Genomic DNA, 16,932 nt, shown 5'->3' on the forward strand with positions numbered 1-16,932 from the left:
TGCTGTTAAGCGATGGGGGCATGATGCGCCGCTCTGGCTATAGGGTCTAAGACCCATTTATAATGGTCTCCATAGAAATTACTAATAGTTGAGGCGTTATGCTGCTGCGACACATCCGTTATTTTCTTGCCGTTGCCGAACAGGGCAACTTCACCCGCGCCGCCGAAGCGCTACACGTCTCGCAACCGACGCTGTCGCAACAAATCAAGCAGTTGGAAGAAAACCTGGGAACGCCTCTGTTTGATCGTTCCGGCCGAACGGTGCGCCTGACCGACGCCGGTATGGCCTGGATGCGCTATGCCCGGCTGGCGCTGCAGGATCTGGAAGCCGGCACTCGGGCGATCCACGACGTGGCGACGCTGGAACGCGGTAATTTGCGGCTGGCGATGACGCCAACCTTTACCGCCTATCTGGTGGGGCCTGTTATCGATGCTTTTTATCGGCAATATCCGGGCGTTTCGGTGAGTATTCATGAAATGACGCAGGACAGGATCGAGGCGCTTCTGGCGGAAGATCGGCTGGATGTGGGGATCGCGTTCAGTCAGGCGCAATCGGTGGACATCGTGGCCGAGGAGCTGTTTACCGAGTCACTGAATATGATGGTTGGGGCTCAGCACCCGCTGGTTCAACAGCGTGAGCCTTTGAGTGCGCAGGTGTTCGAACAGCAACCTCTGGTGTTATTAAGCGAGGACTTCGCTACCCGTCAGTTTATCGACGATTATTGTCGTCGACAGGGGATCCGCCCCCGGGTAGCAATGGAGGCCAACGCAATTGGTGCCATCATTGAAATTGTGCGCCGTGGCCAACTGGCTACCCTGCTACCGGCAGCGGTTGCGCAGGAAAACCCGCAGTTGCACCCGGTACGGCTTACCGACGTCATGCCCGCTCGCCGGGCGGTGTTGCTGCAACGTAAAGACGCCTACCGTAGCGCGGCGTCACGGGCGTTTATCGAGGTCTTGCACCGGCAGAAATTTAGCCAGTGACATTTCGGCCCGCTATAAAACCGGCTGAATACCGTGGTAGTGTGGCGCACCGAGCTGGTCCGATCGTCACTTTCATTCTTGGCTGAATAGGGAGGTTTTTGTGAAAAGGATCTTGAGCGTTATTATTTTGGTTTTTGTTTCTTTCTGTTCCCTCCACGGTTACGCCGCTGAGCAACACCGTGAAGCGACAGAAAATAATTTATCCAAGGTGACTCATTTCTCTTTGGGAATGAACGGGTTTGTTGGCATTGGCAGTGCCGGAGAAACCGATGTAATAGAAATCCTAACCTACCAGGACGCGGGGGCCGTTTTCTTGCGTATTGCCAATAACCCGCAGGCAACCCCAGAAGCGAAACTTTATGCTGCCTGCGGCTTAAAAAAGCTCAATAACAAAACCGGCGAACCCAATTTCACCCAAGTGTGGGATCAACCGGTTTCGGTATTGAAAGGGGATGTTTTAAGGAAAGAAAAATTCAGCGATGTTTATTTCAGTATTCTAAAACAGGGGTGTTGGTAAACCTCTGCATTCACCTCCCTCAGGCCGAGACGTTCTTTCCACTTGGCCTGCCGCCGCACCTTTGCTCAAATTGTCACCGAAACTTCCCGCGATCTCTGTTGCCCGTTATGGCATAATGCGCGCCAAATCACATTCCCAATGATATGAAGAGCGAGCGCTGTGTTAAGCACTAACAACATCACTATGCAGTTTGGCAGTAAGCCGCTGTTTGAAAACATCTCCGTTAAGTTTGGCGGCGGTAACCGCTATGGTTTGATCGGCGCCAACGGCTGCGGCAAATCCACATTTATGAAAATCCTGGGCGGCGATCTGGTGCCGAGCGGCGGCAACGTGTTCCTCGATCCGAACGAGCGCCTGGGTAAACTGCGTCAGGATCAGTTCGCTTTCGAGCAATACAGCGTGCTGGACACCGTCATCATGGGCCACAACGAACTGTGGGCGGTGAAGGAAGAACGCGATCGCATTTATGCGCTGGCTGAAATGAGCGAAGAAGACGGCTATAAAGTGGCCGATCTGGAAGTGGCCTACGGCGAGATGGACGGTTATACCGCCGAAGCGCGCGCCGGCGAACTGCTGCTCGGCGTCGGCATCCCGGTTGAACAACATTATGGCCCGATGAGCGAAATCGCACCGGGCTTCAAACTGCGCGTATTGCTGGCGCAGGCGCTGTTCTCCGATCCGGAAATTCTGTTGCTCGACGAACCGACGAACAACCTGGATATCGACACCATCCGCTGGCTGGAGCAGGTGCTGAACGAACGTAACAGCACCATGGTTATCATTTCGCACGACCGTCACTTCCTGAATATGGTTTGTACTCACATGGCGGATCTGGACTACGGCGAACTGCGCGTGTATCCGGGTAACTACGACGAATATATGACGGCGGCCACTCAGGCGCGTGAACGTCTGGTTGCGGATAACGCCAAGAAGAAGGCGCAGATTAACGAACTGCAATCGTTCGTGAGCCGCTTCAGTGCCAACGCCTCCAAATCCAAGCAGGCAACCTCACGTGCCCGCCAGATCGACAAGATCCAGCTGGAAGAAATTAAGGCTTCAAGCCGTCAGAACCCGTTCATCCGTTTCGAACAGGACAAAAAACTGTTCCGTAACGCGCTGGAAGTGGAAGCGCTGGCCAAAGGTTTCGACAACGGTCCTCTGTTCAGCAAGTTCAACCTGATGGTTGAAGTGGGCGAGAAAGTGGCGGTGTTGGGCCCGAACGGTATCGGTAAATCTACCCTGCTGAAAACGCTGGTGGGCGATACGTTGCCGGACAGCGGTACCGTGAAATGGTCTGAAAATGCCAAGATCGGTTACTACGCTCAGGATCACGAATACGAATTCGATGACACCCTGACGGTGTTCGACTGGATGAGCCAGTGGAAGCAGGAAAAAGACGACGAGCAGGCGGTGCGCAGCGTACTGGGCCGTTTGCTGTTCAGCCAGGACGACATCAAGAAGAAAGTGAAGGTGTTGTCCGGGGGTGAGAAGGGTCGCATGCTGTTTGGCAAGCTGATGATGCAGCGTCCTAATATCCTGGTTATGGATGAACCGACCAACCACCTGGATATGGAATCCATCGAGTCGCTGAACATGGCGCTGGAAATGTACGAAGGCACCTTGATCTTCGTTTCCCACGACCGTGAGTTCGTTAGCTCGTTGGCGACCCGGGTACTGGAAATGACGCCGACCAAAGTGATCGACTTTACCGGCAACTACGAAGATTATCTGCGTAGCCAGGGTATCGTGTAACCCAGCGGCAGGGGCGCGGCATGCTGCGCCCGAAGCTATAACCGGTGACGAATTTGTCATCAAACTCGGGCGGGAGCATTCCCGCCAGAGACGGCTGACAAACATATAATGTTTGGCGGCAGGCGCTAAAGGTTTTGAAAACAAATCAGGAAAATCAATTTATTGATTTTCGGCTGATAACACAAAGGGGGAAAAACCACGCTTTTATCCCCCTTTGTCAAAAAATCTCAGGCGGGAGCATTCCCGCCTTTTTTGTCTCTGCTATTCCCCACCGCAAACGTCGCACTGCGGATCCTTCGGCAGCTTCATCTCGCGGAACTGCATCGTCATGGCATCAAACATCAGCAGTTTTCCGGTGAGCGGTTGGCCGTACTGCGTCAGCAGTTTGATGGCCTCCATCGCTTGCAGCGTGCCGATGGTACCGACCAGCGGTGCCATGACACCGGCCTCGACGCAGGTAAGGGCGTTGTCGCCGAATAACCGACTCAGGCAGCGGTAGCAGGGTTCTCCGGGCTGATAGGTGAAGACGCTGAGCTGCCCTTCCATGCGGATGGCCGCGCCGGACACCAGGGGTTTGCGCTGAGTATGACAGAGGCGATTTAGCAGATTGCGCGTCGCCACGTTGTCAGTGCAGTCCAGCACCAAATCGCAGGCGGCAATCTGCGCCGCCATCTGGTCGTCGTCCAGCTGTGCATCAACAGTTTCAATCTGAGCATGTGGGTTGATGGCACTGAGTTCGAGACGGGCCGATTCAACTTTCGCCATACCGATGCGCGCGTCGCGGTGCAGGATTTGGCGCTGCAGGTTAGAGAGTGAAACGGTGTCGAAATCAACCAGCGTCAGGTGGCCGACGCCCGCCGCGACCAGATAGGGGGCGGCGGCGCAGCCTAACCCGCCGAGGCCGACAATCAATACCCGGGCGGCCTTCAGTTTTTCCTGACCGTCGAAGTCAAAGCCACGCAGGATAATCTGGCGGTTATAGCGCAGCGCTTCGTCATCGGTTAATTCCGGCAGCATGCTCAGCTCCTCAGCAAGGCGTTGAAGGGCTCAATGTCCACTTTTTCGCCCACTGCCACGGAGCCGCGTTCGCGCTCCAGCACGATAAAGCAGTTACCCTGGCTGAAAGAACTGAACACGTGTGACCCTTGATGGCCGGTGGTGCTCACTTCCAGCTCGCCCTGAGCGTTGCTGCTAAACACGCCGCGCTGAAAATCAAGGCGTCCCGGCGCTTTCTTCAGGGGGGTCAGGGCGCGAGCCTGCAAACGCGGTGGCAAATGCCAGTCGCTGTGGCCCGCCAGCTTCGCCAACAGCGGCTGCACCAGTTGGTAGAAGGTCAGCGCTGCAGAAACCGGGTTGCCCGGCAGGCCGCAGAACCAGGCCTGCTTGAGCTTGCCGAAGGCAAAGGGTTTACCGGGTTTGATCGCCAGCTTCCAGAAGCCGACTTCGCCCAGCTCGTCGAGCATCTGCTTGGTGTAGTCGGCTTCACCGACCGAGACGCCACCGCTGCTGATCACCACATCGGCCTGGCGGTCTGCCTGCTCGAAGGCGGCGCGCAGCGCGTTTTGATCATCACGGATAATGCCCAGATCCAGCGTTTCGCACCCTAACTGTTCCAGCATCAGGCGTACGGCAAAACGGTTGGTATCATAGATTTGGCCCGCCTGCAGCGGCTGCCCGACCGGCTGTAACTCGTCGCCGGTGGAGAATACCGCCACCTTCAGCTTACGTACCACCTGCACCTCGGCGACACCGAGCGAGGCCAACAGCGGCAACTGCGCAGCGCCCAGTCTGATACCCGCAGGTAAAACCCCGGCACCCTGGCGAATATCTTCCCCCGCCAGGCGAATATTTTGCCCGGCTTGCACTTCGGCCGTGAAGCGCACGCCGGCATCGCTGATCTCGGCCTGCTCCTGCATGATCACCGCCTCGGCCCCTGCGGGGACAGGCGCGCCTGTCATGATGCGTACGCAGGTACCGGTTGGCCAGTTGCCGTCGAACGGAGCACCGGCAAAAGCTTTGCCCGCGACCGGCAGCGGCGCGTTGGCTTGCAGATCGGTGAGGCGCACGGCATAGCCGTCCATGGCCGAATTGGCGAAGGGCGGTACATCAATCGGCGAAATGACCGGCGCGGCGGTAATGCGGCCGGCGGCGGCGGTCAGGGCAATGGATTCGGTCTGCTGAAGGGGGGAGATCTGGCTGAGCATCTTCTCCAACGCCTGCTCCAGGGAAATAAGATCGGAAGTATGGCAATGATCCATAAGGAACTCCGTAATCAGGGTGCGCGACAAATGGCGGCAAAGTGGGGGTATTATGAAGGATGCTATGCTGAAGTAAACAACGGGAGGCAGTGATGCACAGACAGGTATTAGACTTTTGGTTTGACGAGATCGAACCGGCAATGTGGTTCAAAAAGGACGATGATTTCGATCGCCTGTTGCATACGCGCTTTGGTCAGATCTGGCAGGCCGCCGCCGCCGGCGAGCTGGCGCACTGGCGAGACACCATTGAGGGGCGGTTGGCGGAGGTGATCGTGCTCGATCAGTTCAGTCGCAACCTGTTCCGCGGCACGCCGCGTTCATTTGCCAGCGACTGCATGGCGTTGGTGCTGGCACAGGAAGCGGTCCGTAGTGGGCAATGTGAACGACTTACGCCAGAGCAACGGGGCTTTCTCTATTTGCCCTTTATGCATTCAGAGTCGGCGTTGATTCATCAACAGGCTTTGGCGTTGTATACCGAGCTGGGCAATGCCAATCAGTTGGAGTTTGAAGTGCGGCACAAAGCCATTATTGACCGCTTTGGCCGTTACCCGCACCGTAATGCGATATTAGGCCGAGTCTCTACCCCGGAGGAGGAAGCATTTCTGCTGTTGCCGGGGTCAGGATTCTAAATATTGATCATCTGCGTTCAGCCGGCTAAAAAACAGCAGGTTGAACGCACAACGGCCGGATATTTAGAGATATCGATTATTTTTGCCGGTAATTACTGTGTGCCCCTCACGGGTTTCTACCAAAAATCCCAATCGTTATTCAGAACGGTTTTTCCAATTTATAACTCTCTGTTTTTATTCCATTAAGATATTTCAATGTGCGAAATAATCTAAGCGGGCTACGCTAAAAGCTGGGCGAAGACTTTATGCTTTACTTCGATAGCGCGGCTAAATATAGTCGGGAAAAGGCCGAATAATAATTATACCCGTCGCCTTGCCGGCCGCCGCGTTGTGGGCTGCCGCCGAGGTGAATCTATTTCCCCTTCAATGAGGGGCGGGATTGGCAGGATTAACACAGGGTGACAGGCAAATGAGCAAACCAGTGATTGCCATTCATGGCGGCGCGGGCGCAATTACCCGTGCGGCGCTGAGTGCTGAAAAGGAACAGGAGTATATTCAGGCGTTGTCCGACATCGTCGCCGCCGGCCAGCAGATCCTGGCCCAGGGCGGCAGCGCCCTGGATGCGGTCACCGAGGCGGTGAGGCTGCTGGAAGAGTGCCCATTGTTTAATGCCGGTAAAGGCTCGGTATTCACCCATCAGGGCACCCACGAGTTGGATGCCTGTGTGATGGATGGGAGCACCTGCGATGCCGGTGCCGTGGCCTGCGTCAGCCGGATACGCAATCCGGTGCTGGCTGCGCGCGCGGTATTGGAAAACAGCCAGCACGTGCTGTTCGCTGGGGAGGGTGCGGAGAAATTTGCCGCCGCCCACGATCTTGAAATGGTCGCACCCGATTTCTTCTTTACCCAACCACGTTTTGACCAACTGCACCGTGCTCAGGCAGAGCTTGGGCGTGTGTTGCTCGATCACGATGGCGCTGCGCAAAGCGGTGAGCCGATCGACCCCGATCGTAAATTCGGTACCGTTGGCGCGGTGGCGCTGGATGCCCTGGGCAACCTGGCGGCCGCAACGTCGACGGGCGGCATGACCAACAAACAGGCCGGCCGGGTGGGGGATACGCCGATCATCGGTGCCGGTTGTTACGCCAACAATGCCACGGTGGCGGTCTCCAGCACCGGTACCGGGGAAACCTTCATGCGCGGCGTGTCGGCTTATGACGTTTCCGCATTGATGGAGTACGCCGGGCTCAGTCTGCAGCAGGCCACTGACCGGGTGGTGATGGAAAAACTGCTGGCGATGGGTGGCAGTGGCGGCATGATTGCCATCGACAGTCACGGCAACGTGGCGCTGCCTTTCAACAGTGAAGGCATGTACCGCGGTTTCGGTTATGTCGGCGATGCGCCGTCCGTAGGGATTTACCGCTAACCGATCGCCAGGAGGGTGCATGACCGATGCCTTAATGCCGCTTGCGGCCGACGCCGGGCTATTATTGCCGCCGCAGCGCGTGCTGTCGGTGCGCGATCTGAGCGTCCAATTTCAACAACAGGGCGATACCGTAGAAGCGGTGCGCAACATGTCATTTGATCTCGATCGCGGCGAGACGCTGGCGATCGTCGGTGAATCCGGTTCGGGTAAATCTGTCACCTCTCTGGCATTGATGCGCCTGGTCGAACAGGGCGGTGGCAACATCGTCAGCGGGACGATGCCCTTTCGTCGGCGTAACGGCGAGGTGCTCGATCTGGCCCACGCACGTCAGGGTACATTACGCACGGTGCGCGGTGCCGATATGGCGATGATCTTTCAGGAACCGATGACCTCGCTGAACCCGGTATTCCCGGTAGGGGAACAGATCGCCGAATCTCTGCGCCTGCATCAGGCGATGGATCACCGCGCCGCCAGACAAGCCGCCTTGCAGATGCTCGATTTAGTGCGCATTCCCGAAGCCAAAGACGTACTTAACCGTTACCCACATCAGCTCTCCGGCGGTATGCGCCAGCGGGTGATGATCGCCATGGCGCTGTCCTGCAAGCCAGCCTTATTGATTGCCGATGAACCTACCACAGCGCTGGACGTCACCATTCAGGCGCAAATCCTGCAGCTTATCCGCGTACTGCAGCAGGAAATGCAGATGGGGGTGATTTTTATTACCCACGATATGGGCGTAGTGGCGGAGATAGCCGATCGGGTACTGGTCATGCGTCAGGGGGAACAGGTGGAGCAGGGGCCGGTGCGCGAACTGTTTGCCGCGCCGCAACAGCCCTATACCCAAGCGCTGCTGGCGGCGGTACCCAGGCTGGGATCAATGGCGGAGTTGGACTTCCCGGCGAAATTCCCGTTGCCGAACGGCGCAGACAATGGCGGGCCGCAGGATACCGTACCGCCGGGGGCGACGCCGATCCTGCGGGTAGAAAATCTGGTTACGCGCTTTGACCTACGCAGCGGTATTTTAAATCGCGTCACCCGGCGAGTGCATGCGGTGGAAAACGTCAGTTTTGATCTCTACCCCGGCGAAACGCTGGGGCTGGTGGGAGAGTCCGGCTGCGGCAAATCAACTACCGGCCGCTCGTTGTTGAAGCTGGTGGACAGCCAGCGCGGCACCATTACCTTTGACGGTCGTCAAATCAATCAGTTGAAAGGCCCGGCGCTGCAGCACCTACGGCGGGACATCCAGTTTATCTTCCAGGATCCTTACGCCTCGCTCGATCCGCGTCTGACCGTCGGGTTCTCGATCATGGAACCGCTGCTGGTACATAACGTGGCGCGTGGCAAGGCGGCACAAGAGCGCGTGGCCTGGCTGCTGGAACGCGTCGGGCTTAAACCAGAGCATGCGCGTCGTTATCCGCATGAGTTTTCCGGTGGCCAGCGGCAGCGAATCTGCATTGCGCGCGCGTTGGCGCTTAATCCCAAGGTGGTGATCGCTGACGAATCGGTGTCGGCGCTCGACGTGTCGATTCAGGCGCAGATCGTCAATCTGCTGCTCGATCTGCAGCGTGAGTTCGGCATCGCCTTTTTGTTTATCTCGCACGATATGGCGGTAGTAGAGCGCATCAGCCACCGCGTTGCGGTGATGTATCTCGGGCAGATTGTCGAGATTGGCCCGCGTCGGGCGGTGTTTGAGAACCCGCAGCACGCTTACACCCGCAAGCTGATGGCGGCGGTGCCGGTGGCCAATCCTAACCATGCTTATAAACGCCAGCCGCTGCTGGTCGATGAAATCCCCAGCCCGATCCGCGCGCTGGGCGATGAACCCGTTACCGCACCGCTAGTGCAGGTTGGACCGGGGCATTTTGTCGCCCGCCATCCGATCGCCGGTGCCTTTTAGTGACCTCAGGAGAGACAAGCACCATGAAGCACTCATTCAAACGTAAGGCATTAGCGGGCGCCGTGCTGCTGGCGGCCGCGGTCGCCGGCCCAGCCTGGGCTGCGAAAGATGCGGTGATCGCCGTCGCGTCCAATTTCACCACGCTTGATCCGTATGACGCCAACGATACGCTGTCGCAGGCGGTGGCCAAATCCTTCTATCAGGGCCTGTTCGGTTTCGATAAAGACATGAAACTGGTGAACGTGCTGGCGGACAGCTATGAGGTGAGCAAAGACGGCCTGACTTACACCCTCAAGCTGCATCCGGGGGTGAAATTCCATGACGGCACCGAGTTTAACGCCGAAGCGGTGAAGGTGAACCTGGATCGCGCCAGCAACCCGGACAATCACCTCAAGCGCTACAACCTGTTCAAAATGATCGACAAAACCGAAGTGGTGGACGCCAATACGGTGAAGATCGTGCTGAAAGCGCCATTCTCGGCCTTTATCAACAACCTGGCGCACCCGGCGGCGGTGATCATTTCGCCGGCCGCGTTGAAGCAGTACGGCAAAGAGATTGGTTTCCACCCGGTGGGGACCGGCCCTTATCAGTTCGTGACCTGGAACCAGACCGATTTCGTCAAGGTGAAAAAGTTTGACGGTTATTGGAAACAGGGGCTGCCGAAGCTCGACAGCATCACCTGGCGCCCGGTCGTGGATAACAATACCCGCGCTGCCATGCTGCAGACCGGTGAAGCGACCTTTGCCTTCCCGATCCCCTATGAGCAGGCCAAGGTATTGGAAGGCAATGCCAAGCTCGATTTGGTGGCCGCGCCGTCGATCCTGCAGCGTTATATCAGCCTGAACGTGACTCAAAAGCCATTCGATAACCTGAAAGTACGTCAGGCGTTGAACTACGCCATCAACAAAGACGCGCTGATCAAGGTCGCGTTCTCCGGCTACGCCGTTCCGGCGGAAGGCCCGGTACCGCCGGCGATCGATTTTGCCACCCGTTACCAGCCTTGGCCTTATGATCCTGCCAAGGCGCGCGAACTGCTTAAAGAGGCCGGTTACCCTAACGGTTTTACCACCACCCTGTGGTCGTCTCATAACCACAGCACCGCGCAGAAAGTGCTGCAGTTTGCCCAGCAGCAGTTGGCGCAGGTTGGCGTGAAAGTGACGGTGACGGCGATGGATGCCGGTCAGCGCGCGGCCCAGGTGGAAAGCGTTGGGGTGAAAGACACCGGCGTGCGTATGTTCTATACCGGCTGGTCAGCATCAACCGGTGAAGCGGACTGGGCCTTGTCACCGCTGTTCTCAACCCAGGCTGCGCCGCCGAAGCAGTTCAACACGGCGTTTTACAGTAATCCGCAGGTGGATCAGGATCTGACCGGCGCGCTGGCGACCACCGACCGCGCAGAGAAGCAGAAACTGTACAAGGACGCGCAGGATCGTATCTGGGCAGATGCGCCATGGATTTTCCTGGCCACCGAGCGCTTGCTGTCGGCTAACAATAAACAGCTGAGCGGCTTTTACGTGATGCCGGATACCTCGTTCAACTTTGATAATGCCGATCTTAAATAAGGCACCGATCCCCGCTCTCCTGGAGGGCGGGGTGAAGGGACGCACCCAAGATGCTTAATTATTTTCTTAAACGACTGCTGGGCCTGATCCCGACGCTGCTGATTGTCGCGGTGTTGGTGTTTTTGTTCGTCCATATGCTGCCCGGCGATCCGGCGCGGCTGGCGGCAGGACCGGAAGCCGACGAAGCGGTAGTACAGCTGGTGCGTAAGGATCTGGGGCTGGACAAGCCGCTGCCGCAACAGTTCGTGCACTTTTTTGTCAATGCGCTGCGGGGGGATTTCGGTACCTCGATGGTTTCCAAGCGCCCGGTGAGCGAAGAGATCGGCTCGCGCTTTTTACCGACCCTGTGGCTGACGCTGAGCAGCATGCTGTGGGCGGTGATTTTCGGTATGGGCATCGGCATGGTGTCTGCCGTGTGGCGCAACCGCTGGCCCGATCGTCTCGGCATGACCCTGGCGGTCTCCGGGATTTCGTTCCCCGCCTTTGCGCTGGGTATGCTGCTGATGCAGGTGTTTTCCGTCAATCTCGGTTGGTTGCCGACGGTGGGCGCCGACAGTTGGCGGCACTATATTTTGCCTTCCATCACCCTTGGGGCTGCGGTAGCGGCGGTGATGGCGCGTTTTACCCGCGCTTCGTTTGTTGAGGTGCTACAGGAAGACTACATGCGTACCGCGCGCGCCAAAGGCGTACGGGAAACCATGGTGGTAGTGAAACACGGGCTGCGCAACGCGATGATCCCGGTCGTCACCATGATGGGATTGCAGTTTGGCTTCCTGCTCGGCGGCTCGATCGTCGTGGAGAAGGTCTTCAACTGGCCGGGGTTGGGCAGGCTGCTGGTCGATTCGGTGGAGATGCGTGATTACCCGGTGATCCAGGCCGAAGTCTTGCTGTTCTCGCTGGAGTTTATTCTGATTAACCTGTTGGTGGACCTGCTGTATGCGGCAATTAACCCGGCAATACGATACAAATGAGGGCGCTGCATGATTAAGCATTGGCGACGCGACGCCGCACTGAAGGCGATGCCGACAATCGATCCTAACGCGGTACGAACGCCGTGGCATGAATTCTGGCGGCGGTTCCGTCAGCAACGCGTGGCGCTGGTCGCTGCGCTATTGGTGTTACTGTTGGTGTTTGCTGCGCTGCTGGCACCCTATCTGGTTCCCTTTGACGCGGAAAATTACTTTGATTACGACCGCCTGAACGAAGGCCCTTCCCTGATGCATTGGCTGGGGGTGGATTCGCTGGGGCGAGACATTTTCAGTCGCATTCTGATGGGGACCCGTATTTCGCTGGCCGCCGGAGTGTTCTCGGTGCTGGTGGGCGGGCTGATCGGTACGCTGCTGGGTCTGCTGGCGGGCTATTACGAAGGCTGGTGGGATCGCATTACCATGCGTATCTGCGATGTGCTGTTCGCCTTTCCTGGCATTCTGCTGGCGATCGGCGTGGTGGCGATTATGGGCAGCGGCATGGCCAACGTGATTATTGCCGTGGCCATTTTCAGCATTCCGGCATTTGCCCGGTTGGTGCGGGGCAACACCCTGGTGTTGAAACATCTGACCTACATCGAGTCGGCACGCAGCATTGGCGCGTCAGACTGGACCATCATCATGCGGCATATTTTGCCGGGGACAATTTCGTCGATTGTGGTGTATTTTACCCTGCGCATCGGTACTTCAATCATCACCGCCGCCAGCCTGTCGTTCCTCGGGCTGGGTGCCCAGCCGCCAACGCCGGAATGGGGCGCAATGCTCAACGAGGCGCGGGCGGATATGGTGATTGCGCCGCACGTGGCGATTTTCCCCAGCCTGGCGATATTTATCACCGTGCTGGCGTTTAACCTGTTGGGGGATGGCTTGCGCGATGCGTTGGATCCGAAGTTGAAGGGATAACCGTTTTTTAGTCCAAAGGAGCTGGCTATGAGCAATATCAGTAAAAAGGGAATTAAAACAAGCATGCTGATTACCATCATCACCTATTGGGGAGGATCCTATCTGGTGTGCAATTCGTCGCTTCTGGTAGCCTACCCCAATATTAGCTATGTCGATGTGGTTGTTGGTTTGCTGGCATTTTTTGGTATCTGGAAGGCCTGTAACCTGATGCAAGCCTTCTACCGTTGGTATAACGGCATCGAGAATGTTTCATGATCTTTAGCGTGAGAGAAGGCTAACGTACCGGATAAGATTAATTTACCTCAAGGTTAATACGCTAAGTTTTTAGTTTTTTAATTAAATAGAGTGTTTTAGTGTTGTCGGTAATTAACTGCGGAATACTTGAGTAACCTATTGCCCTCGTCACGTTTTTAATAATTAAAATTTGCGTTTCATTCTCATGGTTATATTATCGCCATGGTTGTCCGGTGTGTTTGTTTGTGAGGATCTAATCACTTTACTTCATGGAGTGAATAATATGGCTATTCGTGAGTTAACATCACAGGATCTTGATTTAATTTCGGGCGGTAACGCTGACTCCGGTTATGAAGGCCGTGGGGATGGCCGTGGTCACTATGGTGGAGCACCGAATACCTGTGCGAATAAAGTGGGTGCCAGTCTCATTGCCGGTGTGATTGAAGGCGTGGTTATCGGTGCTATTCTTAGAGCTGGTCATCCGGCAGCTATGATTGCTGGTGCTGTGTTTGGGGGAATACAAGCGGGAATATCATGTGCGGATGAGGGGCCTAGCAGAGGGGGACGACAGGATGCGCTGGGAGGTAATAATAGCCGTAATAGTGTGAATGGCCAATGTCGCTGGTAATTCATATTTCATCAATGGAATATAAGATGAAAGCTTGCATTATTATCGCACTATGGACATCAATATTTTACCCTTTGATTAATCACTCATCACTGGCCATTATGAAACCGGATAATAGCTATGTGGATATTGCCGTGGCGGTTTTCGCCTTTTTTGGCGTGAAGGCGGTAATGACTTCAGTTGAGAATTTTTATTATTGGTTTAATGGCCGGGAATAAGCAGTCGCCGTAATAAGTGCTTGCGATAGCGATTATCGCAAGCACTGTTACGGTTTTATGATCAGCGGAACAGATGTTCGGCGTGGAAGCGCAGATGGTCTTCGATAAAGCTGGCGATGGTAAAGTAGCTGTGATCGTAGCCCGGCTGAATGCGCAGGATCAGCGGCCAGTCGCGCTGGCGTGCCAGCTCGGCCAGTTTTGCCGGCTGCAGTTGATCTGCCAGGAACTGATCGTCGTCACCTTGGTCCACCAATACCGGTATTTTTTCCGCGCCGTTGGCCAGCAGGTGGCAACTGTCATACTGCAGCCACTGGCTTTCGTCGTCGCCCAAATAGGCGGCAAAGGCTTTACGTCCCCAGGGCACCTGACAGGGATTGACGATCGGCGCAAACGCCGATACCGACCGGAAGCGCTGCGGATTGCGGAACGCCATCATCAGTGCGCCGTGGCCGCCCATCGAATGGCCGAAAATCGACTGGCGATCGCTAACGCTGAAATGCTGGTTTATCAACGCCGGCAGCTCATCGCTGATGTAGTCGTACATGCGAAAATGCTTGTCCCACGGTGCTTGGGTGGCATTCAGATAGAAGCCTGCGCCCTGGCCCAAATCGTAGCCTTCATCATTCGGCACATCGTCGCCGCGCGGGCTGGTGTCGGCCATCACCAATACCAGTCCCAGCTCGGCGGCGATACGCTGCGCACCGGCCTTCAGCGTGAAGTTTTCGTCATTGCAGGTCAGCCCCGACAGCCAGTACAGCACCGGCGGCGGGTTATCATCGCGCGGTGGCGGCAGATAGATGCTGAAAGTCATGTTGCAATTCAGGCTCTGCGCCGCATGGCGGTAACGCTGTTGCCAGCCGCCAAACATGCGGTGCTCTTCGAGAAGTTCTAATGACAAGGTCATCTCTGCCTCCTGGCTTATTTTTTGTCGAAGTGAATAACGGAACGAATGGATTTGCCTTCGTGCATCAAATCGAACGCCTCGTTAATCTGCTCCAGGCCCATGGTGTGGGTAATAAAGTCACTCAGCGCGAATTCGCCGTTCATATAACGCTCGACGATACCCGGCAGTTGCGAACGGCCTTTCACCCCGCCAAAGGCAGAGCCGCGCCAGACGCGACCGGTCACCAGTTGGAACGGACGAGTAGAGATTTCCTGACCTGCACCGGCGACGCCGATGATTACGGATTCGCCCCAGCCTTTATGGCAGCATTCCAGCGCTGAACGCATTACGTTGACGTTGCCGATACACTCAAAGGAGAAATCTACGCCGCCGTCGGTCAGTTCAACGATCACGTCCTGGATCGGCTTATCGTAGTCTTTCGGATTGATCAGATCGGTCGCGCCCAGCTTGCGCGCCAGATCGAACTTGCTGGTGTTGATGTCGATGCCGATGATGCGACCTGCACCGGCCATCTGCGCGCCGATAATGGCTGACAGACCGATGCCGCCAAGGCCGAAGATGGCAACGGTATCGCCTTTTTGTACTTTGGCGGTGTTGATAACCGCACCCATGCCGGTGGTGACGCCGCAGCCGAGCAGGCAGACTTCTTCCAGCGGTGCTTCTTTACTGATTTTGGCCAGTGAGATTTCCGGTACCACGGTGTATTCGGAGAAGGTTGAAGTGCCCATGTAGTGGAAAATAGGCTTGCCGTCCTTAAAGAAGCGGGTAGTGCCGTCCGGCATCAGGCCCTTGCCTTGGGTGGCGCGGATCGCCTGGCACAGGTTGGTTTTGCCGGATTTACAGAATTTGCACTCGCCGCATTCCGGGGTGTACAGCGGGATCACGTGATCGCCTACCGCCACGCTGGTCACGCCTTCGCCGATGGCTTCCACCACGCCGCCGCCTTCATGGCCGAGGATTGCCGGGAACACGCCTTCGGGATCGGCACCGGACAGGGTGTAGGCGTCGGTGTGGCAGACACCGGTGGCGACGATCCGCACCAGCACTTCGCCTTTTTGCGGTGGCATCAGATCGACTTCTTCGATCTTCAGCGGCTGGTTCGGTCCCCAGGCAACGGCGGCACGGGTTTTGATCATTTCCATCATAGTCTCCAGTGGTCTATTTTTTAAATCAGGCTATGTCGATAGCATCGGGTAAGTCATGGGCAGTATTTTCAACCGCAATGGTTTCTGCCTGTTCAATAATCAGTTCTTTCAGGGCGCGTACGTTCGGGCCAAAGGCGTCGCGTCGCCACAGTAGCCAGGTGGCAGTTTGGGCAATGTCATCCGGCAGGGTGTGTACTTTCACCCGCTCATGGCCGGGCAGCAGGCTGAGTACCGAATGCGGGATCATCGCCAGCCCGGCGCCGCTGGCGACGCAGGCCAGCATGGCGTGGTAGGACTGGATTTCCATAATCTGGCCTGGCAGTGCACCTTCGCGCTTGAACCAGGACTCCAACCGCAGACGGTAAGAACAGCTTGCGCGGAAGGCAAACAGGGTTTCGCCCTTGGCATCTTTGGCGTTATGGATCGGCAGGTGGTCGAGACAGGAGATCACCACCATATGTTCGGGGAAGGCAATACAGCCATTGAGTTCGTCATACTGTACCGGCCCGTCGACCAGCGCGGCCGCCAGCGTACCTGCGCGGACTCGCTCGGTGATCTCGCCGGAGGTGCCGGTGGTCAGCGACAGCGACACCTGCGAAAAACGCTGATGATACGCCGCCAGCAGGGTGGGCAACCGGGTGGCGGCGGTGCTTTCCATCGAGCCGATGGCGAAGTTACCCGCCGGCTCACCGGCATGGGTGATGCTCATGGCTTCTTCGCTCAGTGCCAGGATACGGTTGGCATAACAGAGAAAGTTATGGCCCATCGGCGAAAGGCGCAGTCGCTGTTTTTCACGGATAAACAGATCGGTGCCCAGTTCCTGTTCGAGCTGACGCAGGCGTGTGGTCAGGTTCGAGGGGACGCGGTGCAATTGCTCTGCGGCACGGGCGACGGAGCCGGTTTCGGCGACGCTGCAAAACATGCGGAGCTGGGTCAGATCCATTATCTTC

The 16,932-nt window shown here is 56.7% G+C and carries 17 protein-coding genes; 12 read left to right on the plus strand and 5 right to left on the minus strand.

Features of this window, described 5'->3' with window-relative positions; genetic code table 11:
* Positions 1-98 precede the first annotated feature (98 nt).
* The 3 genes from cynR (at position 99) to H0S68_RS07540 (ending at position 3,252) form a co-directional block, all read left to right on the plus strand.
* A complete protein-coding gene (gene cynR / locus H0S68_RS07530; protein ID WP_142815632.1) occupies positions 99-983 on the plus strand; it encodes a transcriptional regulator CynR in 885 nt (294 codons plus the stop codon).
* Positions 984-1,083: 100 nt separating this feature from the next.
* Complete coding sequence (gene mchS3, locus H0S68_RS07535; RefSeq protein WP_261108157.1) at positions 1,084-1,500, plus strand: MchS3 family protein; 417 nt, start codon at positions 1,084-1,086, stop codon at positions 1,498-1,500.
* A gap of 159 nt (positions 1,501-1,659) precedes the next feature.
* On the plus strand, positions 1,660-3,252 hold the full coding sequence (locus tag H0S68_RS07540; RefSeq protein ID WP_071827008.1) for an ABC-F family ATPase: 1,593 nt from the start codon (positions 1,660-1,662) through the stop codon (positions 3,250-3,252).
* 261 nt (positions 3,253-3,513) lie between these two features.
* Here the strand turns inward: H0S68_RS07540 and moeB are convergent, their stop codons facing one another.
* Both moeB and moeA read right to left on the minus strand, forming a co-directional pair.
* Positions 3,514-4,269, minus strand: coding sequence for a molybdopterin-synthase adenylyltransferase MoeB (moeB, locus tag H0S68_RS07545; RefSeq protein ID WP_410529285.1), 756 nt, complete (start codon positions 4,267-4,269; stop codon positions 3,514-3,516).
* A gap of 2 nt (positions 4,270-4,271) precedes the next feature.
* Positions 4,272-5,510, minus strand: coding sequence for a molybdopterin molybdotransferase MoeA (gene moeA / locus H0S68_RS07550; protein WP_128864028.1), 1,239 nt, complete (start codon positions 5,508-5,510; stop codon positions 4,272-4,274).
* Positions 5,511-5,602: 92 nt separating this feature from the next.
* Between moeA and H0S68_RS07555 the strand changes: the two genes are divergently transcribed.
* From H0S68_RS07555 to H0S68_RS07595, 9 genes are all read left to right on the plus strand, one after another.
* Positions 5,603-6,139 carry a DUF924 family protein gene (locus H0S68_RS07555; protein WP_020825977.1) on the plus strand — a complete coding sequence of 179 codons (537 nt, stop codon included), beginning with the start codon at positions 5,603-5,605 and terminating at the stop codon, positions 6,137-6,139.
* A 409-nt stretch (positions 6,140-6,548) separates the two neighbouring features.
* Entirely contained in the window at positions 6,549-7,505 is a 957-nt protein-coding gene (locus H0S68_RS07560; protein WP_020825978.1) for an isoaspartyl peptidase/L-asparaginase family protein, read from the plus strand.
* Positions 7,506-7,524: 19 nt separating this feature from the next.
* Positions 7,525-9,402, plus strand: coding sequence for a dipeptide ABC transporter ATP-binding protein (locus H0S68_RS07565; protein ID WP_262215329.1), 1,878 nt, complete (start codon positions 7,525-7,527; stop codon positions 9,400-9,402).
* A gap of 23 nt (positions 9,403-9,425) precedes the next feature.
* On the plus strand, positions 9,426-10,964 hold the full coding sequence (gene gsiB, locus H0S68_RS07570) for a glutathione ABC transporter substrate-binding protein GsiB (protein ID WP_020825980.1): 1,539 nt from the start codon (positions 9,426-9,428) through the stop codon (positions 10,962-10,964).
* Between the two features lie 50 nt (positions 10,965-11,014).
* Positions 11,015-11,935 (plus strand): glutathione ABC transporter permease GsiC, encoded by a 921-nt coding sequence (gene gsiC, locus H0S68_RS07575; protein WP_046374081.1) that lies wholly within the window; start codon positions 11,015-11,017, stop codon positions 11,933-11,935.
* Positions 11,936-11,944: 9 nt separating this feature from the next.
* Positions 11,945-12,853, plus strand: coding sequence for a glutathione ABC transporter permease GsiD (gene gsiD, locus H0S68_RS07580; RefSeq protein WP_170868507.1), 909 nt, complete (start codon positions 11,945-11,947; stop codon positions 12,851-12,853).
* Positions 12,854-12,880: 27 nt separating this feature from the next.
* The gene (locus H0S68_RS07585; RefSeq protein ID WP_410529286.1) at positions 12,881-13,108 is read left to right on the plus strand and encodes a hypothetical protein; all 228 of its coding nucleotides are present in this window, start codon (positions 12,881-12,883) and stop codon (positions 13,106-13,108) included.
* Positions 13,109-13,370: 262 nt separating this feature from the next.
* Entirely contained in the window at positions 13,371-13,715 is a 345-nt protein-coding gene (locus H0S68_RS07590) for a hypothetical protein (RefSeq protein ID WP_259216693.1), read from the plus strand.
* A 26-nt stretch (positions 13,716-13,741) separates the two neighbouring features.
* Positions 13,742-13,933 carry a hypothetical protein gene (locus H0S68_RS07595; protein WP_128864031.1) on the plus strand — a complete coding sequence of 64 codons (192 nt, stop codon included), beginning with the start codon at positions 13,742-13,744 and terminating at the stop codon, positions 13,931-13,933.
* Between the two features lie 61 nt (positions 13,934-13,994).
* Here the strand turns inward: H0S68_RS07595 and fghA are convergent, their stop codons facing one another.
* Genes fghA through ptrR form a run of 3 tightly spaced genes read right to left on the minus strand, consistent with a single transcriptional unit; the run spans position 13,995 to position 16,925 of the window.
* Entirely contained in the window at positions 13,995-14,837 is an 843-nt protein-coding gene (fghA, locus tag H0S68_RS07600) for an S-formylglutathione hydrolase (RefSeq protein ID WP_410529287.1), read from the minus strand.
* A 14-nt stretch (positions 14,838-14,851) separates the two neighbouring features.
* Complete coding sequence (locus tag H0S68_RS07605; protein WP_410529453.1) at positions 14,852-15,979, minus strand: S-(hydroxymethyl)glutathione dehydrogenase/class III alcohol dehydrogenase; 1,128 nt, start codon at positions 15,977-15,979, stop codon at positions 14,852-14,854.
* Positions 15,980-16,007: 28 nt separating this feature from the next.
* Complete coding sequence (gene ptrR / locus H0S68_RS07610) at positions 16,008-16,925, minus strand: putrescine utilization regulator PtrR (RefSeq protein ID WP_410529288.1); 918 nt, start codon at positions 16,923-16,925, stop codon at positions 16,008-16,010.
* Between the last annotated feature and the right edge of the window lie 7 nt (positions 16,926-16,932).

Source organism: Serratia sp. AXJ-M, assembly GCF_046531865.1.
GTDB classification, from domain to species: Bacteria; Pseudomonadota; Gammaproteobacteria; order Enterobacterales; family Enterobacteriaceae; genus Serratia; species Serratia liquefaciens.